The organism is Thermomonas flagellata, from assembly GCF_022419185.1.
GTDB classification, from domain to species: domain Bacteria; phylum Pseudomonadota; class Gammaproteobacteria; order Xanthomonadales; family Xanthomonadaceae; genus Thermomonas; species Thermomonas flagellata.
Window position 1 is genome coordinate 41,738 of record NZ_JAJOZK010000010.1, and the last position, 22,336, is coordinate 64,073.

Sequence of the window (22,336 nt, forward strand, 5' to 3'; positions counted from 1 at the left end):
GCTTCGTATAATCGCCACGATGAGCGACCCGACCCGCCCGAGCGGACCGCAGCACGAGCACGGCACCGTGGTCGCGCCGGCGCGCCCGGATCTGGCGCGTCCGCCGCTATATTCGGTGCTGCTGCTCAACGACGACTACACCCCGATGGACTTCGTGGTCGACGTACTGATGCGCTTCTTCGCGATGGATCTGGAGAAGGCCACCCAGGTCATGCTGCACGTGCATACCCGCGGGCGCGGGGTGTGCGGGGTGTTCACCCGCGAGATCGCCGAGACCAAGGTCGCCCAGGTCAATGATTACGCGCGGATGAACCAGCACCCGCTGCTGTGCACGATGGAACGGGCCTGATCCGCATCCGGCACTTGCCCGCCGGCCGTAAGCGCCCTACATAAGGGATCAGACGACCGGGAGGCTCCGCCATGTTCAGCAAGGACCTCGAGCACAGCATCGGCCAGTGCTACAAGCGCGCGCGCGAGGCGCGCCACGAGTTCATGACCGTCGAGCACCTGCTGCTGGCGCTGCTCGACAACCCCTCGGCCGAGGCCGTGCTGCAGGCGGTCGGCGCCGACCTGCCGCGCCTGCGGCGCGAGCTGGAGGAGGCGATCCGCACCTCGGTCAACGTGCTGCCCGAGGACGACGGCCGCGATACCCAGCCCACCCTCGGGTTCCAGCGCGTGCTGCAGCGCGCGGTCTACCACGTGCAGTCCTCCGGCAAGAAGGAGGTGACCGGCGCCAACGTGCTGGTGGCCATCTTCGGCGAGAAGGACTCACATGCCGTGTATTTCCTCAACCAGCAGGACGTGCACCGGCTCGACGTGGTCAACTACATTTCGCACGGGATCAGCCGCCACGGCGAGGCGCCGTCCGGCCCGGCGGCCGAGGGCGAGGGCAAAGCCGAGTCCGGCGCGGATGCCGAGGGCAAGGGCGATCCGCTGGCGGAATTCGCCAGCAACCTCAACGCGCAGGCGATGGCGGGCAAGATCGACCCGCTGGTCGGGCGCGCGGAGGAGATCGAGCGCACCATCCAGGTTCTGTGCCGCCGGCGCAAGAACAACCCGCTGTACGTGGGCGAGGCCGGGGTCGGCAAGACCGCGTTGGCCGAGGGTCTGGCCAAGCGGATCGTGGACGGCGAGGTGCCGGAGGTACTGGCCGACGCGGTGATCTACTCGCTCGACCTCGGCGCGCTGGTGGCCGGCACCAAGTACCGCGGCGACTTCGAGAAGCGCCTGAAGGGCGTGCTCGCGGCGCTCAAGAAGATCCCGCACGCGATCCTGTTCATCGACGAGATCCACACCATCATCGGCGCCGGCTCCGCCAGCGGCGGGACCATGGACGCCTCGAACCTGATCAAGCCGATGCTGGCCAACGGCGAGCTGCGCTGCATCGGCTCCACCACCTTCCAGGAGTACCGCGGCATCTTCGAGAAGGACCGCGCGCTGGCGCGGCGCTTCCAGAAGATCGACATCACCGAGCCGACCGTGGGCGAGGCGATCGCGATCCTGCAGGGGCTCAAGCCCAAGTACGAGGCCCACCACGGCGTCAGCTACGCGGACGAGGCGATCAAGGCCGCGGTGGACCTCTCGGTCCGGCACATCGGCGACCGCCTGCTGCCGGACAAGGCGATCGACGTGATCGACGAGGCCGGCGCGCGCCAGCGCCTGCTGCCGCCGGAGACCCGCAAGAGCCTGATCGACGTGGAGGAGATCGAGACCATCGTGGCCAAGATGGCGCGCATCCCGGCCAAGCAGGTCAGCGCTTCCGACAAGGACGTGCTGCAGCACCTGGAGCGCAACCTGCGCATGGTCATCTTCGGCCAGGACGAGGCGATCGCGACCCTGTCCGCCGCGATCAAGCTCTCGCGCTCCGGGCTTGGCAACCCGGACAAGCCGATCGGCAGCTTCCTGTTCGCCGGTCCGACCGGGGTCGGCAAGACCGAGGTCACCCGCCAGCTGGCGATGCAGCTCGGGATCGAGCTGGTACGCTTTGACATGAGCGAGTACATGGAGCCGCACTCGGTCAGCCGCCTGATCGGCGCGCCGCCCGGCTACGTCGGCTTCGACCAGGGCGGGCTGCTGACCGAGAAGATCGTCAAGACCCCGCACTGCGTGCTGCTGCTCGACGAGATCGAGAAGGCGCACCCGGACATCTTCAACATCCTGCTGCAGGTCATGGACCGCGGGGTGCTGACCGACACCAACGGGCGCGAGGCCAATTTCCGCAACGTGATCCTGGTGATGACCACCAACGCCGGCGCCGCGCAGGCCGCGCGCCGCAGCATCGGCTTCACCCGCCAGGACCACAGCACGGACGCGATGGAGGTGATCCGGCGCAGCTTCAGCCCGGAGTTCCGCAACCGCCTGGACGCGATCGTGCAGTTCCAGCCGCTGGGCATGGACCATATCCTGCGGGTGGTGGACAAGTTCCTGATCGAGCTGGAGATGCAGTTGCACGAGAAGCAGGTCGCCCTGGCCGCCACCCCGGCCGCGCGCGAGTGGCTGGCGCAGCACGGCTTCGACCCGCTGATGGGCGCGCGCCCGATGGCGCGCCTGATCCAGGACAAGATCAAGCGCCCGCTGGCCGACGAGCTGCTGTTCGGGCGGCTGGTGAACGGCGGCCGGGTCGGGCTGGACGTGGTCGCCGGCGAACTGGCGCTGGACGTGCAGGCCGAGCCGGAGGCGCTGCTGCCGGCGGTGGTGGAGTAAGCCGCCGCCGCGCATGGGCGCGCGGCGTCCGCTGCGCCCAGGCCCAGACCTGGCGCTCAGCCCTGGGTGCTGGTCTCCCAGGTCGCATGTTCGACCCCGGGCAGGTGCGCCAGGCGCTGGACCAGGGCATCCATCTCGCGCGGATCGACCGCGGTGCTGACCAGGGTCGCGACCAGTTCCACCTGATCCTCGGCCCGTTCGTGCGCGATCACGTCGCCGGCCGGGTAGTGCGCGGCCTCCAGCGCCTCCTGCAATTGCTCGCGCACGGTCGGCAGCGCCTCCTGATCGGTGGTCAGGCGCACCTCGTAGGTGGCTTCCAGCGACTGCTCGTCCAGCGGGATGCGGTTGATCGCATTCACCAGCGGCCGCAGCAGGGTGTTGCCGGCGATCACGAACAGGGTCAGCAGCGTGCCCTCGGCCAGCATGTCGGCGCCGGTGCAGCAGCCGACCGCGGCCGAGCACCAGAGCGTGGCCGCGGTGTTGAGCCCGCGCACGTTCATGCCTTCCTTCATGATCACGCCGGCGCCGAGGAAGCCGATCCCGGACACCACGTAGGCGATCACCCGCACCGCCTCGACCGGGCCGGCGATGCGCATGCCGAGATCCACGAAGGCGGCGGCGCCGACCGCGACCAGGACGTTGGTACGCAGCCCGGCGGTGCGCTGGCGGTACTGCCGCTCCGCGCCGATCAGGGTGCCGAGCACGAACGCGGCCGCCAGGCTCGCCAGGGTGTCGGCGAACGCGGCGGACTGGAAGGTGTCGAAGGCGCGCATGGGACGGCTCCGGGCGGGCTGGGCGGGGCGCTGCACCCTAGCGCAGCGGACAGCAAAAAAGCGACCTCGCGGCCGCTTTGTTCAGGCTCGCCGGGCAAAGCTCCGGCAGTGGCCGGCCATCAACGATGGCGATACGTGATGCGCCCCTTGGTCAGGTCGTACGGGGTCATCTCCACCTTGACCCGGTCGCCGGTCAGGATGCGGATGTAGTTCTTGCGCATCCGCCCGGAGATGTGGGCGATGATTTCGTGGCCGTTCTCGAGCTTGACCCGGAACATGGTGTTCGGCAGGGTTTCGGAGATGGTGCCTTCGAATTCGATGACGTCGTCTTTCGCCATGGGCTCAAGGATGCGGAGGGTGTCCGGGCCGGGCCCGGAAGGCGCGCATTCTGCCACGCGCGGGCACGGCTTGCAAAAAAGCCGTTAAGGCCGCGCACTCAGCCGGGTGTCGAAGCGATCACCTCCGCCGCCGGCAGCGTGCCGAAGGCCTGCGTCCACGGCCCGGTCCGCCCCGGCGCATCGCGCAGCCGCGCCAGCGCGGCGAGGTAGTCGGCGCGCGGCCAGGTCTCCACCCCCAGACGGCGGGTATGCGCATTGGGCACCTGGGCGTCGAGCAGCGGCCAGCCCCAGCCGTGCAGGCACCGGCACAGCGCGGCCAGCGCCAGCGTGGACGCGCCGGATGCCGCCGAATACATGCTGTCGCCGCAGAACACGTGACCGACCGCGATCCCGAACAGACCGCCGACCAGCCGCCCGTCGGCATCGAACACCTCGATGCTGTGGGCATGCCCCAGCCGGTGCAGCTCGCGGTAGGCCGCCTGCATCCCGGCGGTGATCCAGGTGCCGCCGGACTGGCCGGCGCGCGGGGCCGCGCAGCCGGCGACGACCTCCGCGAACGCGGTGTCGGCACGCACCTGCCAGCCGCTGTGGCGCAGGCGCCGGCGCAGGCGGGTGGACAGGTGCACGCCGTCGGTGCGGAACACCGCGCGCCGCGACGGGCTCCACCACAGGATCGGCTCGTCCTCCGAGAACCACGGGAAGATGCCGCTGCGGTAGGCGTTGAGGAAGCGCGCGGGCGAGAGGTCGCCGCCGGCCGCGAGCAGGCCGTCCGGCTCGGCCAGCGCCCGCTCCGGCGGCGGGAACGGCGCCTCGGGATCGGGCCCCAGCCACGGCACCGGCAGCCTCACGCGGCGTCCTCCGCGCGGAACGGGCTGTGCGCGAGCAAGGCCTGCCGATGCCGGCGCACGTCGGCGGTCTCGCGCGCACACCAGTCGCGCAAGGCCGCGGCGAAGCGCGGCTCGGCGATCCAGTGGCGGCTGCGCACCACCACCGGCAGGAAGCCGCGGGCCAGCTTGTGCCGGCCCTGCGCGCCGGGCTCGAAGCGCGCCAGCCCCTCGCGCAAGCAGTAGTCGATGCCCTGGTAGTAGCAGGTCTCGAAGTGCAGTCCGGGGTGCGGCTCGTTCGCGCCCCAGTAGCGGCCGTACAGGGTGTCGCCGCCGCGCAGGCACAGCGCGCCGGCGATCGTGCGGCCTGCGCGCTCGGCCAGCACCAGCACCAGCCGGCGCGGCATCGCGCGCGCGAGGTGGCGCAGGAATGCCAGCGTCAGCGCCGGGGCATTGCCGTAGTCGGCGAAGGTGCGCAGGTAGAAGCCGTGCATCGCCGCCAGGTCGTCCTCGCCGGCCTGATCGCCGTGCACGATGCGGAAGCTGATGCCCGCCTCGGCCACCTTGCGGCGCTCCTGGCGGATGTTCTTGCGGTGCTTGTGGTCGAGCGCGGCGAGGAAGTCCTCGAAGCGGTGCCAATGGCCGGGATTGCGCCAGTGGAACTGGATGTCCTCGCGCAGCAGCCAGTCGTCGCCGAACGCGGCCTCGTCGGTGTCCGCATGGAAATTGACATGGGCCGAGGACAGTCCCTGCGCGCGCACCCAGTCGGTCACCGCCATGAGCAACTGCCGGGCCATGGCCGGATCGCGCGCCAGCAGGCGCGGACCGGTCACCGGGGTGTAGGGCACCGCGCACAGCCATTTCGGGTAGTAGGGCAGGCCATGGCGGGCATAGGCCTCGGCCCAGGCATGGTCGAACACGAATTCGCCGTGGCCGTTGCCCTTGAGGTAGCCGGGCATGGCCGCGCATAGCGCCGCGCCGTCCCAGAGGGTGGCGTGGCAGGGCGTCCAGCCCCACTCCGGTCGCAGGCAGCCGGTGGCCTCCAGCCCGTGCAGGAAGGCATGCGCGAGGAACGGGTTGCGCCCGTCGTGCAGCCCGTCCCAGGCCGCAGCGGGCACCGCATCCAGCGACGTCAGCAGGCGCAGCGTGGGCATCGCGGCAGTCTACGGGCGCAGGTGCAGCAGGTCGATCGCGGGCGGATCGAACAGCCGCAGCGGCAGCCCGGTCTCGCCGGTGCCGGTGGTGGTGAACACCCGCACCCGGCCGCGCGGGGTCGTCAGCCACTGCTCGCCGCGGTCGAAGCCATAGGCGCTGGGGAGGACGCGCCGGTACAGCCACGGGATGCGCAGCTGGCCGCCGTGGGTATGGCCGGCCAGCAGCAGGCGCGCCTGCGCGGGCGACAGCCGGCTCGCGCTGTCGGGATTGTGCGCCAGCACCAGGGTCGGCAGCGGCGCGGGCACGGGCAAAAAGCGCGGATCGTCCTTGCCCGCCCAGCGGTCGCCGAGCCCGGCCAGCATCCAGCCGCCGCGCATCGGCACGCGCCGGCCCTCGATGACCTGCACGCCGAGCGCCGCCAGCGCCGCACGCAGGGGCCGGTCGATGTCCGGCCCTGGATGCTGCTGGTCGTGGTTGCCGAGCACCGCATAGACCGGATGCCGGATCCCGCCGAGCGGTGCCAGCAGCGCCTGCAGGCCGGCCTGGTCGCGGTCGGACGGCGCGTAGGTCAGATCGCCGGCGACCAGCACCGCATCCACTGGCAGCGCATCCAGCCGCGCGACCAGCCGGCGCAGGAAAGCGGTGTCCTTGTAAGCGCCGAGATGCAGATCGCTGACCAGCGCCACATCGGCCCGCAGCCCGGTCCCGTGCAGGGTGGTCTGGCGCAGCACGATCCGCTGCGGTTCCACGAACCATGCCCAGGCCAGCACCAGCAGCGCGCCGAGCAGCAGCCATCCCAGGCCCGAGCGGCCACGGCGCCGCCACAGGTGCCACAGCGCCAGGGCCAGCAGCGGCCACAGCAGCCAGCCGGCCAGCCGCAGTGCCTGCGGGATCAGGGGGGCGTGCATGCCGAGTGCCGGGCGTCGATGGCGTCCATCACCTCCACATCATCCCGTGCGGACTTCACGAGAATTGAACAAGATGGCCATGCATCGGTTCAAATTGCTTTGTATAGTCCGCATCGGGGTGCGGGGCGCGTTGTCATGCGGGCATCGGATGTTGCGGGAGATTCCGGGCGCCGGCACGAGCCTAGCCACCCTCTGCCAAGGGGATTGCCACGCGCCATCGTCGGATCCTGGCCGCCGCGCCGCCGACCAGCGTGTAATGGGGAGAGGGCAAGCCTATCCGGGCATGATCGGAACCTGAGGGGGATCGCATGAAGGCACATGCTCTCTTGGTGGTCTGGCTGGCTTTCTCGTCGCTGGGCGGCATCCAGGCCGCGCATGCGGCCAATGCCGAGGATCGTCCGCAAGCAAACGAAGTGCAGGATCCGGGCGCCTCCCGGGATTGGACCGTGCAGGTCACTCCCTACCTGTGGGCCTCCGGCCTTGCGGGGAACATCTCGCCGTTCCGCAGCGCGCCGACGCTGCAGGTCGACAAATCGTTCTCGCAGAACCTGAAGGATCTGAATTTCGGCGGCTTCGCCAACCTGTGGGCGCGCCGTGGCCGCGTCGTCTTTTCGGCGGACCTGATGTACGTCGATACCACCGGCAGCGAAGCGACGGGCCCGCTGCCGGCGCTGCAGATCCCGGGCCTCGGCCCGATCCCGCCCGGCGCCACGGTCGATGCCGAGGTCGACACCACCCTGTTCACCACCACCGTGCAAGGCGGCTACCGCGTGCTGGAGGACCATGGCTTCACGTTCGATGTCCTGGGCGGCGTGCGCTACTGGCGGATCCGCAACGACGTGAAGGTCACGGTGGCCGTTCCCGGGCTCGGCGCGCGCTCGGCCCGCCATGGCGAGCGCTTCGACTGGGTCGATCCGGTGCTCGGCGCGCGCGCCTTCGTGCCCTTGTCCGCGACCTCCTCGCTGCTGGCGCAGCTGGATGTCGGCGGTTTCGGCGCCGGGTCGCACCGCACGTGGTCGGTGCTTATGACCTACAACCATGTCTTCAGCGAACGCCTCTCGGGATCGATCGGCTATAAGCTGCTCGACGCCGACTACGACCACCACGGGCATGTCTACGACACGCGCCAGACCGGCCCCGTCCTGGGCCTGACCTGGCGCTTCTGAGCGCGGCCAGCCCGGGCCTGCAAGAAGATGTCCGCACATCCGTCACAACAGGGAGATGCCATGGGACTGCAACTGCGCAACATCCTGTCGGCTGCCGCACTGACCGCGGCATGCGCGCTATCCACCCCCTCGCTGGCCTGCACCCGTCTGGTCTACCACGGCGCGGACGGCGACGTCATCACCGCGCGCTCGATGGACTGGAAGGAGGACATCGGCACCAACCTGTGGGTGTTCCCGAGGGGCATGCGCCGCAGCGGCGAGGCCGGCGCGAATTCGATCCAGTGGACCTCCAAGTACGGCAGCGTCATCGCGTCGGGCTATGACATCTCGACCACCGACGGCATGAACGAGAAGGGCATGACCGCGCAGCTACTGTGGCTGGTCGAGTCGCAGTATCCCAAGCCCCGCTCCGACAAGCCCGCGCTGTCGCTGTCGCTGTGGGCGCAATACGTGCTGGACAACTTCGCCACGGTCGCCGAGGCCGTGGCGGCCCTGGAGAAAGAGCCCTTCATCGTGGTCACGGACAACGTCCCCGGCCAGAACCGGCTGGCCACCCTGCACCTGTCGATGTCGGATGCCAGCGGCGACAGCGCCATCATCGAATACATCGATGGCAAGCAGGTCATCCACCATGGCCGCCAGTACCAGGTGATGACCAACTCCCCGACCTTCGACCAGCAACTCGCGCTGGATGCGTACTGGAGGGAGATCTCCGGCACGGTCTTCCTGCCCGGCACCAACCGTTCGGCGGATCGCTTCGCGCGCGCCTCGTTCTACGTCAACGCGATCCCCAAGAGCGAGGATCCGGTAGTGGCGCTGGCGAGCGTCCTGAGCGTCATCCGCAATGTCTCGGTTCCCTACGGGATCACGACGCCCAACCAGCCGAACATTTCCTCGACCCGCTGGCGCACGGTCGCCGACCAGAAGCGCATGCTGTATTTCTTCGACTCTGCATTGACGCCCAACACCTTCTGGATCGACCTGAAGAAGCTCGACTTCTCGCCGCGCACGGGCAAGGTCATGAAGCTCGACTTGGGGCCGAACCAGCGCAACACCTACAGCGGCGAGACCAGCGCGGCCTTCAAGCCGACCAAGCCCTTCCACTTCCTGGGCATCTGAGCGTCCCGCGGCGGAGCGGAGCCGCGGTTTGCCGATCGCGTTCGACCGGCAATCGCGGCTTCGACCAGCCCGCACGGCTGCCGCTGCGGCACCGGCTGCCTTGCATCGCCGCGGCGCGCGGGCGGATGTCGCCGACGCGGCGTCCGCCCGGATCGCCAAGTGGCCGATGAACGGCCGTGCCGGGCCAATCGCGTCAGGCCGGCAGGGAGTACGTGACCTTGACGCCATCGAGGACGATGAACTTGCGCCGGACGAGTTCTCCTACGATCCGGTCCAGCGCGGGCTCATCGAGCTTCTTGCCGAACCACGCTGAAATCATGGCCCGCAGCGTGCGCTCGCGCTGCGGGCGGCTTTTCGGCATGCCCTTGAGTTTCATGACGACCGCATCGACCTGGTCGTCCTTCGAAGCCTCGGCGAGTCCCTTGAGGATGGGGATGCCATCGAGCGTCGCCGAGCGGTTGGCCAGGATGCCCTTCGACTTGAGGTGAGCGATCAGGGGATCAAAGCCGGTATCGCGCGAGATGATGTGGAAAAATGCCTTGGGTTCGCTCGTGGCCAGGCGCCCGATGTAGTAAGCGATGTGGAAGTCGAGGGCATTCGAACCTGCGCCGGAAATGCGGATGTACTCGGCCCGCTCGCCCAGGGCCTGCATCGCCTCGGCCAGTTCGATCGGCACCTTGGTCTGGTTGGCGCCGACGAAGACCTTGACCCGGAAATGATCTTCGGCGAGCGAGGCCAGGTTCTTCGGCTGGACGTTCTCGTAGTCGATCAGCACGTAGTTGGTCTTCATGGCTGCATCCAGCGCAGGCCGGGTCAGTGCCCTTCTTCCAGCCAGCGCTCGGCGTCCAGCGCGGCCATGCAGCCGAAGCCGGCGGAGGTGATCGCCTGGCGGTAGACCTGGTCGGCCACGTCGCCGGCGGCGAACACGCCGGGGATGCTGGTCATGGTGGCCATGCCGTCCAGCCCGGTGCGGATCTTCAGGTAACCGTTCTTCATCTCCAGCTGGCCGTCGAACAGCGCGGTGTTCGGATGGTGGCCGATGGCGATGAACACCCCGTGCAGCGAGATCTCCCGGGTGCTGCCGTCCTGCACGGACTTGACCCGCAACCCGGTGACCCCGGCGTCGTTGCCGAGCACCTCGTCCACCACGTGGTGCCAGACCGGCTCGATCTTGCCGCTGGCAACCTTGGCGAACAGCTTGTCCTGCATGATCTTCTCGGCGCGCAGGGTGTCGCGGCGGTGCACCAGGTACACCTTGCGCGCGATGTTGGACAGGTACAGCGCCTCCTCCACGGCGGTGTTGCCGCCGCCGACCACCGCCACGTCCTGGTCCTTGTAGAAGAAGCCGTCGCAGGTGGCGCAGGCGGACACGCCGCGGCCCTTGTAGGCCTCCTCCGAAGGCAGCCCCAGGTATTTGGCGGTGGCGCCGGTGGCGATGATCAGCGCATCGCAGGTGTACTCGCCGGCGTCGCCCAGCAACCGGAACGGGCGCTTGGACAGGTCGGCGGTGTGGATGTGGTCGAACACCACTTCGGTGGCGAAGCGCTCGGCATGCGCCTGCATGCGCGCCATCAGGTCCGGGCCCATCAGGCCGTGGGCATCGCCCGGCCAGTTGTCGACCTCGGTGGTGGTCATCAGCTGGCCGCCGTGCTGCAGGCCGGTGACCAGCACCGGCTTGAGGTTGGCGCGCGCGGCGTACACGGCGGCGGTCCAGCCGGCGGGACCGGAACCGAGGATGAGCAGGCGGGCGTGTCGGGTGGAGGCCATCGGGGTCTCGTGGGGAACCAGGGGAAGGGAAGGGCAGGCGCGCGGCCTGCCGGCAAGCCCCTAGCTTGGGGGCGCGCCCACGGCATGGCAAGGCGGCCGGGGACACGCCCCGGTGCCGGCATGCGGATGGCCAAGCCTGCTGCGAGTGGCGTATATTCAAGCACCTAGGGGAACTTCCTGAGGCGCGATCACAAGGTGGCCGGAACGGCATCGGACTCCCTCCGCGGCAACCGCAAGCCCAGCGCGCGCGCCGGCAAGCCGCCGGCCTCCCCGCGGCGGCAGCGGCTGTGGCGCGATCTGGCGCTGATCGCGATCGCGCCGCTGCTGCTGTTCCTGCTGGCCGCGCTGGTGACCTATTCGCCGGCGGACCCGGGGTGGTCGCATACCGGGAGCATCACGGCGCCGATCCACAATGCCGGCGGCCGGGTCGGGGCGTGGGTCGCGGACGTGCTGCTCGGCCTGACCGGCTACGTCGCCTTCCTGCTGCCGTTCGTGCTGGCCGCGATCGCCTGGATCGCGCTGTTCGGGCGGGATGCCGACGGCGATGGCGAGGCCGACCTCGCCCCGGCCCTGCGCCTGGTCGGGATCGTCGGCTTTCTGATCGCCAGCGCCGGCCTGCTCAAGCTCAAGGTCGCCGGCTCCAACGACCTCTGGGCCGGCAGCGGCGGCGTGCTCGGGCGGCTGGTGGGCAATTCCCTGCAGTCGCTGTTCGGCCTGCTCGGCGCCAACCTGTTCCTGGTCAGCCTGCTGCTGATCTCGGTCACCCTCGCCACCGGGCTGTCGTGGCTGTGGGTGATGGACCGCATCGGCGCGTTCGTGTTGGCGTTACCGGGCCTGCTCGACCGCGGCGCACGCAAGGGCGTGCAGCAGGCGGCGGAGTGGGGCGAGGCGCGCGCCCTGCGCGAGGAGCGCGAGGTCGCGCGCAAGGCCGACAGCGAGGTGCGCCTGCGTCGCGAGAAGGTGCGGATCGAGCCGCCGGCGGCGCCGACGGTGGAGAAGAGCGAGCGCGCCCGGCGCGAGCAGCAGATCCCGCTGTTCAACGCCGGCGACGGCTCCGGGTTGCCGCCGCTGGCGCTGCTGGACGACCCCAAGCCGCAGCCGAAGGGCTACGACGCGCAGACGCTGGAGACGCTCTCGCGCCAGATCGAGTTCAAGCTCAAGGACTTCCGGATCGATGCCCAGGTGGTCGGCGCCTATCCCGGGCCGGTGATCACCCGCTTCGAGATCGAGCCGGCGCCGGGGGTCAAGGTCAGCCAGATTTCCTCGCTGGACAAGGACATCGCGCGCGGCCTGTCGGTCAAGTCGGTGCGGGTGGTGGACGTGATCCCGGGCAAGTCGGTGATCGGGCTGGAAACCCCGAACACCCAGCGCGAGATGATCTACCTCAGCGAGCTGCTGCGCTCGAAGGAATACGACAAGGCCGGCAGCCCACTGACGCTGGCGCTGGGCAAGGACATCGCCGGCAAGCCCATCGTCGCGGACCTGGCGCGCATGCCGCACCTGCTGGTGGCCGGCACCACCGGCTCCGGCAAGTCGGTCGCGGTCAACGCGATGGTGCTCTCGCTGCTGTACAAGGCCTCCGCCAAGGACGTGCGGATGCTGATGATCGACCCGAAGATGCTGGAGCTGTCGGTCTACCAGGGCATCCCGCACCTGCTGGCGCCGGTGGTCACCGACATGAAGGAGGCCGCCAACGGCCTGCGCTGGTGCGTGGCCGAGATGGAGCGCCGCTACAAGCTGATGAGCGCGGTCGGCGTGCGCAACCTGGCCGGCTTCAACAAGAAGGTGCGCGACGCCGCGGATGCCGGGCAACCGCTGGTGGACCCGCTGTTCAAGCCGAACGCGGAGGCCGGCGAGGCCCCGCGCACGCTGGAGCTGCTGCCGTTCATCGTGGTCTTCATCGACGAATTCGCCGACATGATGATGATCGTCGGCAAGAAGGTCGAGGAACTCATCGCGCGCCTGGCGCAGAAGGCGCGCGCCGCCGGCATCCACCTGATCCTGGCCACCCAGCGGCCGTCGGTGGACGTGATCACCGGCCTGATCAAGGCCAACATCCCGACCCGCATCGCGTTCCAGGTCAGCAGCAAGATCGACTCGCGCACCATCCTCGACCAGAGCGGCGCGGAGACCCTGCTCGGCCATGGCGACATGCTCTACCTGCCGCCCGGCACCGCGATGCCCGAACGCGTTCACGGCGCGTTCGTCTCCGACGAGGAAGTGCACCGGGTGGTGGAGTTCCTCAAGCAGAGCGGCGGGCCGGACTACCTCGACGGCGTGCTCGAGGAAGCGCAGACCCTGTACGACGGCAGCAGCGTGGGCGCCAACGGCCTGCCCGAGGCCGCCGCCAGCGACGACCCCGAGGCCGACCCGCTGTACGACCAGGCGGTGCAGATCGTCACCGAGACCCGGCGCGCCTCGATCTCGGGCGTGCAGCGGCGGCTGAAGATCGGCTACAACCGCGCCGCGCGCCTGATCGAGGCGATGGAGGCGGCCGGGATCGTCAGCCCGCCCGAGCACAACGGCGACCGCACGGTGCTCGCGCCGCCCCCGCCGCCGCGGCCGTGAGCCCGAGGCGGGGCAGGGCATGCGCGGGAGATGCCGCATTCAGCGCGGATGCGCCAGACTGATGCGGTGCTCCTTCCGGAACCGACCATGCGCCCCTTCCGCCTGCTGTCCGCCCTCGTCCTGCTGCTGGCCGCCGGCAGCGCCGCCGCCGGTGCCCGCACCCAGCTGGATGCCTTCACCCGCGGCCTGAAGGGACTGGACGGCCGTTTCAGCCAGCAGGTGTACGACGCCCGCGGGCGTCAGAAGGAGGCCAGCCAGGGGCGGGTGGCGGTGTCCGCGCCGCGGCTGTTCCGCTGGCAGTACGACGCCCCGTACCCGCAGCTGATCATCGCCGACGGCCAGACCGTCTGGGTCTACGACCCGGATCTCAAGCAGGCCAGCCGCCGCCCGCAGGGGCCGGAAGAGGCCTCCAGTCCGCTGGCGGTGCTGCTCGATCCGGCGCGCCTGGCCCGCGACTTCGAGGTCACCGAAGCCGGCAGCCGCGATGGCCTGGACTGGCTGCAGATCGTGCCGCGCGATGCCGAGGCGGCGTTCAAGTCCGCGCGCCTGGGCTTCGCCGGCGATGCGCTGGTGCGGATGGAGTACGTCGATGCACTCGGGCAGCGCACCGCGATCGCGTTCTCCGGCTGGAAGCGCAATCCGTCCTTCGCGCGCGACACCTTCGTGTTCACGCCGGGCAAGGACGTGGACGTGATCGGGCCGTGAGCCGGGTCGGGCAGGCGGCGGCGCGATGAGCACGGGCACGCCGGCCGCCGCCGAGTTGCGTCCGCTCGCCGAGCGCATGCGCCCGCGCGCGCTGGAGGAAATGGTGGGCCAGCGCCGGTTGCTGGCGGAAGGCTCCGCGCTGCGCCGCGCGCTGGCCGCGGGGCGGCTGCACTCGATGATCCTGTGGGGGCCGCCCGGCTGCGGCAAGACCACCCTGGCGCTGCTGCTGGCGCGCCACGCGCAGGCGCACTTCGAGGCGATCTCGGCGGTGCTCGCCGGCCTGCCGCAGGTGCGCGAGGTGCTGGCGCGGGCGCAGGCGCGGTTCGACGCGGGCGAGCGCACCCTGCTGTTCGTGGACGAGGTGCACCGCTTCAACAAGGCGCAGCAGGATGCCTTCCTGCCGCACATCGAGCGCGGCACCATCGTGTTCGTCGGCGCCACCACCGAAAACCCCTCGTTCGAGCTGAATTCGGCGCTGCTCTCGCGTTGCCGGGTGCACGTGCTGGAGGCGGTCGCCGCGGAGGACATCCGCGCCGCGCTCGAGCGCGCCTTGGCCGATGAGGAGCGCGGGCTCGGCGGGCTGGGCCTGGCGGTGGAGGCGGACGGGCTGGCGCAGATCGCGCTGGCCGCCGATGGCGACGTGCGGCGCGCGCTGACCCTGCTGGAAATCGCCGCCGACATCGCCGTGGGCGAGGGCGGCCGGATCGACAGCGACACCCTGCAGCAGGTGCTGGCCGACCGCACCCGCCGCTTCGACAAGGGCGGCGACGCGTTCTACGACCAGATCTCGGCGCTGCACAAATGCGTGCGCAGCTCCAACCCCGACGCCGCGCTGTACTGGCTGGCGCGGATGCTGGACGGCGGCGCGGATCCGGCCTACCTGGCGCGGCGCCTGGCCCGGATGGCGGTGGAGGACATCGGTCTGGCCGACCCGCGTGCGCTGCAGATGGCGATCGACGCCTGGGACGCCTACGACCGCCTGGGCTCTCCGGAAGGCGAACTGGCGCTGGCGCAACTCACCCTGTACCTGGCCAGCACCGCCAAGTCGAACGCCGCCTACACGGCGTGGAAGGCGGCCCGCGCCGACGTCGAGGCGCACGGCAGCCAACCGGTGCCGCTGCACCTGCGCAACGCGCCGACCGGCCTGATGCAGGCGCTGGGCCACGGTCGCGGCTACCAGTACGACCACGACGTGGAAGGCGGAATCGCGCTGGAGCAGACCGGGTTCCCGGACGCGATCGGCGAGCGGGTGTACTACGCCCCGGTCGGCCGTGGCATGGAAGCCAAGCTCAAGGAGAAGCTGGATGCCCTGCGCGCGGCGCGGGCGCAGGCGCGGGCCGCGCGGAAATGAAGGCGGTGCGGGTTCAGGTCGGGCCGAGGGTGCCGTACTCGGCCGGCAGCCGCGCATAGAACATCCGCAGCCCCTCGCGCTCGATCGCCTCCAGCAGCTGCTGCACCTGCTCGTCGCTGGCGATGATCTCGACCAGCACCGGCAGTTCGCCCGCCAGTTCGTAGAAGTGCATTTCGTGCAGCTCGCCTTCGCGGCCGTAGCCGGCCAGGGCGCGGAACGCGGAGCCGCCGTGGATGCCGAGCGCGCGCGCCTGCTCGAGCAGCCATTCGTACACCAGCTTGCCGTGGATCTTGCGCGACTCGTAGGTATACAGGCGCAGATGGGTGCCTTTCATCGTCCGCTCCCTCGTCGATTCACACTTTGACCAGCATCCGGAACAGCCCGTACCCGAGCAGGGTCGCCAGCAGCGAGCCCAGGGTATGGGTCAGCACATGCGCCAGCGCCCACAGCGGCTGCTGGCGCAGGATCAGGGTGACCGCTTCGGCCGAGAAGGTCGAGAACGTGGTCAGTCCGCCCAAAAAACCGGTTGCGAGCAGCAGCCGCACGGCCGGCGGGATCGCCTGGAACTGCTCGAACAGGCCGAGCACCACGCCCATCAGCAGCCCGCCGATCAGGTTGGCCGACAGCGTGCCCAGCGGCAGGGTCGGAAACACCGGATTGAGCGCAAGGCCCAAGGCCCAGCGCAGCAACGCGCCCAAGCCCGCGCCGATGAAGATCGCCAGCATCGACATCCACTGCACGTCTGCACTCCTCAAGGGGTCCGTTGCACGAGGGCGGACGGACTTGCATGGGGGCAGGCATCATCGGCCGACGCGGCGGTTTGCCGGAAACCCGGCGGGAGGAATGCCATCTCCCGTGGCTATGGTAGCCGTTCAAGCTGAACGGTGGCATTGCGCTTTTTACATAATATACATTATGCGAAATTATGGGCGGGCGCGACGATGCGCTCGGCGTCTTCTGCCCTGGGCTGTTCCGCCGCCGTCGGCACCGCAAGCATCCGCGGCTGCGCCATGGGCATTCGGGCGATGGCAGGCCTGCCCTGCGCAGGCACGCGCCGATCGTCGGGCGGATCCTCACGGACTGCGCTGGTGTGCACGCCATGCAGCACACGCGCACACGTAGGCATGGGGTGTTCCTCGGATCGCGGCGCGATGGCACGCCGCGCCATCGCGTCCGGTCAGTACCCATTGCAGGCTGCGCGCACCGGGGCATCCAAGCGTCCGAGATCGGCATAGGTGCGCCGCAGACCGAGACGTTCGGCCTCCTGCGCACGCCATGCCTTGGCGGCGCGGCAGCGGGCATCGCGTGTCATCGCCATGGCGGTACGTCGCGATACCAGCATGCGTGCCGGGGACCCGTGTGCGCGGCGGGCGTGCCGCTTCGTTGCCGCCGGCGCCGCGCGATCGTGAGTGGCCGCCTGCGTCGGTGCTACGGGGACGGGAGGGTCCGCGTACGTGTGCAGGCGATCCTGGCGCGACGCCGGCGGGCACGCATGATCCTGCCAGTGCACGCTGCCATCGCGGGCGACGCAGCGATAGGCCTCGCCGGCATGGGCCGACAGGCTCGCGCCTGCCGCAGCCAGTAAAAGCAGCAGGCCAGTGATGTGCGTGCACGAGACGAGCATGTGTCCACCCTGCCCTGACGATCCGGGCCGACAGGGTGCGGCATGCGCGGGCGGCGCGCGATCGGACTCCGCCCGCGGCCGGCGTCGGCCAACGCCGTGGCCGGCGGTCGGTGCCGGCGTCCGCGCGATAACGCGCAGGCCGCCCGAAGGCGGCCTGCAGCATGCGGAAGATGGCGTCCCCACGGGGATTCGAACCCCGGTCGCTACCGTGAAAGGGTAATGTCCTAGGCCTCTAGACGATGGGGACGGATGCGCATTCCGGCGGGAAGGATGGTGGAGCCAGCCGGGATCGAACCGGCGACCTCCTGCATGCCATGCAGGCGCTCTCCCAGCTGAGCTATGGCCCCACGTGCGCTGGAAAGACGCGCATTGTGGACATGATCGCGGGGCGCGTCAAGCATCGTCGTGGAAAAAATTCACGCCGCCTGCGGCAGCGGGCGCAGACTGGCCACGCCGTGGCCCTGCTCGGCCAGATAGGCGAGCCACTTGCCGAGGAACGTGTTCATGCGCAGGCGGTGGTCGAGCACCTGCGCCGGCGGCGGTGCCAGCCCCAGCACGTCCTGCCAGCGGCGCCCGGCGTAGCAGTGGGTCGCCTCCAGCTGGCGCGCATCGCGGTACAGGCGCAGGTGCGCGGACGGATCCGGCAGGCCGGTGTGCGGATCGCGCAGGCCGTAGCTCAGGCGCAGCTCGCTGGTGTAGGCATGTCGCTCGAGCACGTCCAGGCGCACGTCCAGGCCGTCGCCGATGCTGGAGACGTAGGCGCCCGCCGCCAAGTCTCCCGCGGCGAACAGGCGCTGCATGCGCGCATGGTTCTCGGCGTACAGCGCCATCAGCCAGCCGAAGCGGCTCAGGCGCGGCATCCGCAGCGGACGTGGCGTGGCGAGGTGCATGCCCGGATGCTACACGCGCGCGCATGGCCGCGACAGGATTGACCGATGCACGCGACGGCGGGAGGATGGCCTTCCTGCCGCGATGGCCGCGCTCTAGAACATCTCGCGGTTGATGCCCAGATGCTCCAGCACGCGGCTGGCGATCTCCTCGATCGAGGCATGGGTGGTGCTCAGCATCGGGATGCCCTCGCGCCGGAGCATCGCCTCGGCCTGCGCGACCTCGCGCCGGCAGGTGTCCAGCTGCGCATAGCGCGAGTTGGCGCGGCGCTCCTGCCGGATCTGCTGCAGCCGCACCGGATCGATGGTCAGCCCGAACAGCTTGTGGCGGAACTGGCGCAGGTGCTGCGGCAGGCGCTCCTGCTCCAGGTCCTCCGGGGTCAGCGGATAGTTGGCGGCCTTCAGGCCGTGGTGCAGGGCGAGGTAGACGCAGGTCGGCGTCTTGCCCGCGCGCGAGACCCCGACCAGCACCAGGTCGGCCTCGCCGAGATCGGTGCGCTGGCCGTCGTCGTGCGCGAGCGCGTAGTTCATGGCCTCGATCCGGCGGTGGTAGGTCTCGAAGTCGACCATGCCGTGCGCCTGCCCCACCCGCGGCTGCCGGGTCTGCCCCAGCTCGCGCTCGAGCGGGCCGATGAAGGGCGCGAACACGTCCAGCATCAGCGCCCCGCTCTCGCCCAGCAGCGCGACCAGCGCCGGGTCCACGCACGAGGTCACCACGATCGGGCGCACGCCCGCGGCCTCGCCCGCCTGGCGGATGCGCGCGGCGGCCTCGCGCGCCTTGTCCGGGCTGTCCACGAACGGCAGGCGGTCGGTCGCGAAGCGGGTGCCGGTGAACTGGGTCAGCAGGCTGTGGCCGATGGTCTCGGCGGTGATGCCGGTGCCGTCGGAGACGTAGAACACGGGCCGTGGCTCGGGCATGCGCGCGCCTGCAATCGTAGTCAGCCGGGATGGGCGCGACTAAAATAGCGAAATTGCGCGCCCGCGCCCCGTTCCGGAGCCTGCCTTGACCGCCAACGTTCTGTGGCTGCACGACCTGCGCCTGTCCGACCTCGCCCAGGTGGGCGGCAAGAACGCCTCGCTCGGCGAACTGATCGGCCAGCTCTCCGGGCTCGGAGTGTCGGTGCCCGGCGGCTTTGCCACCACGGCGGACGCGTTCCGCGCCTTCATCGCCCACAACGACCTGCATGCGCGCATCTACGATGCGCTGGCCGGGCTCGACGTGGAGGACGTGGCCGCGCTGGCCGCGGTCGGCGCGCAGGTGCGCGGCTGGGTGACCGACGCCCCGCTGCAACCGTCGCTGGAGGCCGACATCCGCGCCGCCTACGCGCAGCTGTGCCGCGAGGCGGGGGGCGCGGACGTCGCGGTCGCGGTGCGCTCCTCGGCCACCGCCGAGGACCTGCCCGACGCCAGCTTCGCCGGCCAGCAGGAGACCTTCCTCAACGTCACCGGCGCCGACGACGTGGTGCGCAAGGTGAAGGAAGTCTTCGCCAGCCTGTACAACGACCGCGCGATCGCCTACCGCGTGCACCACGGCTTCAAGCACGAGGACGTGTTCCTCTCGGCCGGCGTGCAGCTGATGGTGCGCTCCGACGTCGGCGCCTCCGGCGTGCTGTTCACCCTCGACACCGAGTCCGGCTTCCGCGACGTGGTGTTCATCACCGCCAGCTACGGCCTCGGCGAGATGGTCGTGCAGGGCGCGGTGAACCCGGACGAGTTCTACGTGTTCAAGCCGACCCTAGAGGCCGGCAAGCCCGCGATCCTGCGCCGCTCGCTGGGCAGCAAGCAGCAGCGGATGGTGTATTCGGACGCCCCCGGCGAGCGGGTGCGCACCGAGCCGGTGCCGCCCGACCTGCGCGGGCGCTTCTGCATCAGCGACGAGGACGTGCACGCGCTGGCGCGGCAGGCGCTGGTGATCGAGCAGCATTACGGCCGGCCGATGGACATCGAATGGGGCAAGGACGGCCACACCGGCAAGCTCTACATCCTGCAGGCGCGCCCGGAGACGGTGAAGTCGCGCGCGCACGCCACCCAGATCGAGCGCTACGCCCTCGGTCGCCGCGGGCAGGTGCTGGCCGAGGGCCGCGCGATCGGCCACAAGATCGGCAGCGGCACCGCGCGCGTGGTGCGCTCGCTGGAGGACATGCAGCGGGTGCAGCCGGGCGACGTGCTGGTGGCCGACATGACCGACCCGGACTGGGAGCCGGTGATGAAGCGCAGCGCCGCGATCGTCACCAACCGCGGCGGCCGCACCTGCCACGCGGCGATCATCGCGCGCGAACTCGGCGTGCCCGCGGTGGTCGGCACCGGCAACGCGCTGGAGACCGTCCGCGACGGCGACGTGGTGACCGTGAGCTGCGCCGAGGGCGACACCGGCTACATCTACGCCGGTGCCCTGCCCTTCGAGCGCACCACCACCGACCTCGGCAACATGCCGGAGGCGCCGCTGAAGATCATGATGAACGTGGCCAACCCCGAGCGCGCGTTCGACTTCGGGCAGTTGCCGAACGCCGGCATCGGCCTGGCGCGGCTGGAGATGATCATCGCCAGCCACATCGGCGTGCATCCCAAGGCGCTGCTGGAGTACGCCGCGCAGGACGCCGGCACTCGCGCCCGCATCGACGAGCGCATGGCCGGCTACGCCGGCCCGGTGGAGTTCTACGTCGAGCGCCTGAAGGAAGGCATCGCCACCATCGCCGCCTCGGTCCATCCCAAGCCGGTGATCGTGCGCCTGTCGGACTTCAAGTCCAACGAATACGCCAACCTGATCGGCGGCCGCCGCTACGAGCCGCACGAGGAGAACCCGATGCTCGGGTTCCGCGGCGCCTCGCGCTACATCGACCCGTCCTTCCGCGACGCGTTCGCCCTCGAGTGCAGGGCGGTCAAGCGCGTGCGCGAGGACATGGGGCTGTCCAACGTGTGGGTGATGATCCCGTTCGTGCGCACGCTGGACGAAGGCCGCAAGGTGGTCGAGGTGCTGCGCGAGAACGGCCTGGTCCAGGGCGAGCACGGCCTGAAGGTCATCATGATGTGCGAGCTGCCGTCCAACGCGCTGCTGGCCGAGCAGTTCCTGGACATCTTCGACGGCTTCTCGATCGGTTCCAACGACCTCACCCAGCTCACCCTCGGCCTGGACCGCGACTCCGGGCTGGTGGCGCACCTGTTCGACGAGCGCGACCCGGCCGTCAAGCAGTTGCTGGCGATGGCGATCCGCACCGCGCGCGCGAAGGGCAAGTACATCGGCATCTGCGGCCAGGGCCCGAGCGACCACCCCGACCTCGCGCAGTGGCTGATGGAACAGGGCATCGAGTCGGTGTCGCTGAACCCCGACACCGTGGTCGACACCTGGCTGGTGCTGGCGCGCGCGCGCGCCGCCGCGGGCTGAAGCCACCGCGGCGGATGCCGACGCCGCGGCCACGCGCCGCGTGCGAACATGCGCGCGTCCCGCCACTGCCCACCCCCGCCGCATGCCGCAGGCCCGCCAGTCGCTGATCGCCGCCCTCCCCGACCCGGCCCAGGACCCGGTCGACCTCGTGCACCAGCTGCGCGGGGTCGACTGGCTGCGGCTGCTGGAGACCTGGGGCCTGCGCCTGCTGGCCGCGCTGCTGATCTTCCTCGCCGGGCGCTGGCTGGCTCGGCGGCTGGCGCGCGGGTTGCAGCAGGTGATGGACCGCGCCGGGGTGGACCCGACCCTGACCGGCTTCCTGCGCAACATCGCCTACGCGGTGATGGTGGTGCTGGTGATCGCCACCGCGCTGACCGCGATCGGGGTGCCGACCACCTCGATGTTCGCCATCCTCGGCGCCGCCGGCCTCGCGGTCGGCCTGGCCCTCAAGGATTCGCTGTCGAACATCGCCTCCGGGGTGATGCTGATCGTGCTGCGCCCGTTCCGCGCCGGCGACCACGTGATCGCCGCGGGGCAGGAGGGCGTGGTGATGGAAGTGCGGGTGTTCCAGACCCGCCTGCGCGCCTTCGACCAGCGGGTGATCATCCTGCCCAACAGCCAGGTGACCACCGCGCCGATCATCAACTACACGGCGATGCCGACCCGGCGGATCGAGATCAAGGTCGGGGTGGACTACGGCGACGACCTGGCGCTGGCACGGCGGGTGCTGCTGCAGCTGGCGGCGGCGGAGCCGCTGGTGCTGGCCGATCCCGCGCCGGTGGTGCGGGTGGCCAACCTCGGCGAGAGCAGCGTGGACCTGCTGCTGCACGCGTTCTGCCGCACCGCCGACGTGGTGGAGGCGCGCAGCCGCCTGACCGAGGCCGTGCGCGACGGGCTGATCGCCAGCGGCATCACCATCCCCTACCCCCAGCGCGACCTGCACGTGTACCACAGCGACGCCAGCGGCAAGCCGATCGCGGACATCCTGCTCAAGGCCGCGGCGGACGACGGCGATCCCGTGGCGCCCACCCGGCCGCAGGCGCCGCCGCCAGCGGCAGGCTGAGCC

21 protein-coding genes, 2 tRNA genes and 1 riboswitch are annotated in these 22,336 nt (G+C 70.3%); of the genes, 9 read left to right on the forward strand and 14 right to left on the reverse strand.

The window, feature by feature from the left end; genetic code table 11:
• Positions 1-19 precede the first annotated feature (19 nt).
• Together clpS and clpA are read left to right on the forward strand one after the other, a co-directional pair.
• Positions 20-349 (forward strand): ATP-dependent Clp protease adapter ClpS, encoded by a 330-nt coding sequence (gene clpS, locus ML340_RS10005; protein ID WP_240099229.1) that lies wholly within the window; start codon positions 20-22, stop codon positions 347-349.
• Between the two features lie 71 nt (positions 350-420).
• Positions 421-2,703 (forward strand): ATP-dependent Clp protease ATP-binding subunit ClpA, encoded by a 2,283-nt coding sequence (gene clpA / locus ML340_RS10010; RefSeq protein ID WP_240099231.1) that lies wholly within the window; start codon positions 421-423, stop codon positions 2,701-2,703.
• Positions 2,704-2,759: 56 nt separating this feature from the next.
• Here the strand turns inward: clpA and ML340_RS10015 are convergent, their stop codons facing one another.
• The 5 genes from ML340_RS10015 to ML340_RS10035 form a co-directional block, all read right to left on the reverse strand.
• Positions 2,760-3,476 carry an MgtC/SapB family protein gene (locus tag ML340_RS10015; RefSeq protein WP_240099233.1) on the reverse strand — a complete coding sequence of 239 codons (717 nt, stop codon included), beginning with the start codon at positions 3,474-3,476 and terminating at the stop codon, positions 2,760-2,762.
• 119 nt (positions 3,477-3,595) lie between these two features.
• A complete protein-coding gene (gene infA, locus ML340_RS10020; protein ID WP_028839405.1) occupies positions 3,596-3,814 on the reverse strand; it encodes a translation initiation factor IF-1 in 219 nt (72 codons plus the stop codon).
• A 98-nt stretch (positions 3,815-3,912) separates the two neighbouring features.
• Positions 3,913-4,662 carry a leucyl/phenylalanyl-tRNA--protein transferase gene (gene aat / locus ML340_RS10025; RefSeq protein ID WP_240099235.1) on the reverse strand — a complete coding sequence of 250 codons (750 nt, stop codon included), beginning with the start codon at positions 4,660-4,662 and terminating at the stop codon, positions 3,913-3,915.
• On the reverse strand, positions 4,659-5,792 hold the full coding sequence (locus ML340_RS10030) for a GNAT family N-acetyltransferase (protein ID WP_240099237.1): 1,134 nt from the start codon (positions 5,790-5,792) through the stop codon (positions 4,659-4,661). Before ML340_RS10030 ends, aat begins: the two co-directional genes overlap by 4 nt.
• A gap of 9 nt (positions 5,793-5,801) precedes the next feature.
• A complete protein-coding gene (locus ML340_RS10035; protein ID WP_240099239.1) occupies positions 5,802-6,701 on the reverse strand; it encodes a metallophosphoesterase in 900 nt (299 codons plus the stop codon).
• A 308-nt stretch (positions 6,702-7,009) separates the two neighbouring features.
• On the opposite strand from ML340_RS10035, the gene ML340_RS10040 reads away from it, so the two are divergent.
• Complete coding sequence (locus tag ML340_RS10040; RefSeq protein WP_240099240.1) at positions 7,010-7,867, forward strand: hypothetical protein; 858 nt, start codon at positions 7,010-7,012, stop codon at positions 7,865-7,867.
• A 60-nt stretch (positions 7,868-7,927) separates the two neighbouring features.
• Positions 7,928-8,986 carry a linear amide C-N hydrolase gene (locus ML340_RS10045; RefSeq protein WP_240099242.1) on the forward strand — a complete coding sequence of 353 codons (1,059 nt, stop codon included), beginning with the start codon at positions 7,928-7,930 and terminating at the stop codon, positions 8,984-8,986.
• Between the two features lie 193 nt (positions 8,987-9,179).
• On the opposite strand, the gene ML340_RS10050 is transcribed toward ML340_RS10045, so the two are convergent.
• Together ML340_RS10050 and trxB are read right to left on the reverse strand one after the other, a co-directional pair.
• On the reverse strand, positions 9,180-9,776 hold the full coding sequence (locus ML340_RS10050; protein WP_240099244.1) for a PIN domain-containing protein: 597 nt from the start codon (positions 9,774-9,776) through the stop codon (positions 9,180-9,182).
• A gap of 23 nt (positions 9,777-9,799) precedes the next feature.
• Entirely contained in the window at positions 9,800-10,753 is a 954-nt protein-coding gene (gene trxB, locus ML340_RS10055; RefSeq protein ID WP_240099246.1) for a thioredoxin-disulfide reductase, read from the reverse strand.
• Positions 10,754-10,948: 195 nt separating this feature from the next.
• Here trxB and ML340_RS10060 point away from each other — a divergent pair, with 195 nt between their 5' ends.
• From ML340_RS10060 to ML340_RS10070, 3 genes are all read left to right on the forward strand, one after another.
• The gene (locus ML340_RS10060) at positions 10,949-13,321 is read left to right on the forward strand and encodes a DNA translocase FtsK (RefSeq protein WP_240099248.1); all 2,373 of its coding nucleotides are present in this window, start codon (positions 10,949-10,951) and stop codon (positions 13,319-13,321) included.
• 87 nt (positions 13,322-13,408) lie between these two features.
• Positions 13,409-14,026: an outer membrane lipoprotein periplasmic chaperone LolA gene (gene lolA / locus ML340_RS10065; protein WP_240099250.1), complete on the forward strand. Its 618-nt coding sequence runs from the start codon at positions 13,409-13,411 to the stop codon at positions 14,024-14,026.
• A gap of 25 nt (positions 14,027-14,051) precedes the next feature.
• Positions 14,052-15,377 (forward strand): replication-associated recombination protein A, encoded by a 1,326-nt coding sequence (locus ML340_RS10070; RefSeq protein ID WP_240099252.1) that lies wholly within the window; start codon positions 14,052-14,054, stop codon positions 15,375-15,377.
• Positions 15,378-15,390: 13 nt separating this feature from the next.
• Here ML340_RS10070 and ML340_RS10075 read toward each other — a convergent pair whose 3' ends face one another.
• The 7 genes from ML340_RS10075 to ppsR form a co-directional block, all read right to left on the reverse strand.
• Positions 15,391-15,711, reverse strand: coding sequence for a DUF190 domain-containing protein (locus ML340_RS10075; RefSeq protein ID WP_240099254.1), 321 nt, complete (start codon positions 15,709-15,711; stop codon positions 15,391-15,393).
• Between the two features lie 19 nt (positions 15,712-15,730).
• On the reverse strand, positions 15,731-16,108 hold the full coding sequence (gene crcB / locus ML340_RS10080) for a fluoride efflux transporter CrcB (RefSeq protein WP_240099353.1): 378 nt from the start codon (positions 16,106-16,108) through the stop codon (positions 15,731-15,733).
• Between the two features lie 56 nt (positions 16,109-16,164).
• Positions 16,165-16,240: riboswitch (Fluoride riboswitch) on the reverse strand.
• A gap of 314 nt (positions 16,241-16,554) precedes the next feature.
• Positions 16,555-17,001: a DUF4124 domain-containing protein gene (locus ML340_RS10085; RefSeq protein WP_240099256.1), complete on the reverse strand. Its 447-nt coding sequence runs from the start codon at positions 16,999-17,001 to the stop codon at positions 16,555-16,557.
• Positions 17,002-17,172: 171 nt separating this feature from the next.
• Positions 17,173-17,248, reverse strand: a tRNA-Glu gene (locus tag ML340_RS10090).
• Positions 17,249-17,272: 24 nt separating this feature from the next.
• Positions 17,273-17,348 (reverse strand) — tRNA-Ala (locus ML340_RS10095).
• A gap of 69 nt (positions 17,349-17,417) precedes the next feature.
• Positions 17,418-17,891, reverse strand: coding sequence for a DUF1249 domain-containing protein (locus tag ML340_RS10100; RefSeq protein ID WP_240099258.1), 474 nt, complete (start codon positions 17,889-17,891; stop codon positions 17,418-17,420).
• A 93-nt stretch (positions 17,892-17,984) separates the two neighbouring features.
• Positions 17,985-18,806: a posphoenolpyruvate synthetase regulatory kinase/phosphorylase PpsR gene (gene ppsR, locus ML340_RS10105; protein ID WP_240099260.1), complete on the reverse strand. Its 822-nt coding sequence runs from the start codon at positions 18,804-18,806 to the stop codon at positions 17,985-17,987.
• 85 nt (positions 18,807-18,891) lie between these two features.
• Between ppsR and ppsA the strand changes: the two genes are divergently transcribed.
• The gene (ppsA, locus tag ML340_RS10110; RefSeq protein WP_240099261.1) at positions 18,892-21,270 is read left to right on the forward strand and encodes a phosphoenolpyruvate synthase; all 2,379 of its coding nucleotides are present in this window, start codon (positions 18,892-18,894) and stop codon (positions 21,268-21,270) included.
• A gap of 82 nt (positions 21,271-21,352) precedes the next feature.
• Positions 21,353-22,333: a mechanosensitive ion channel family protein gene (locus ML340_RS10115; RefSeq protein WP_240099263.1), complete on the forward strand. Its 981-nt coding sequence runs from the start codon at positions 21,353-21,355 to the stop codon at positions 22,331-22,333.
• Positions 22,334-22,336: the final 3 nt, after the last annotated feature.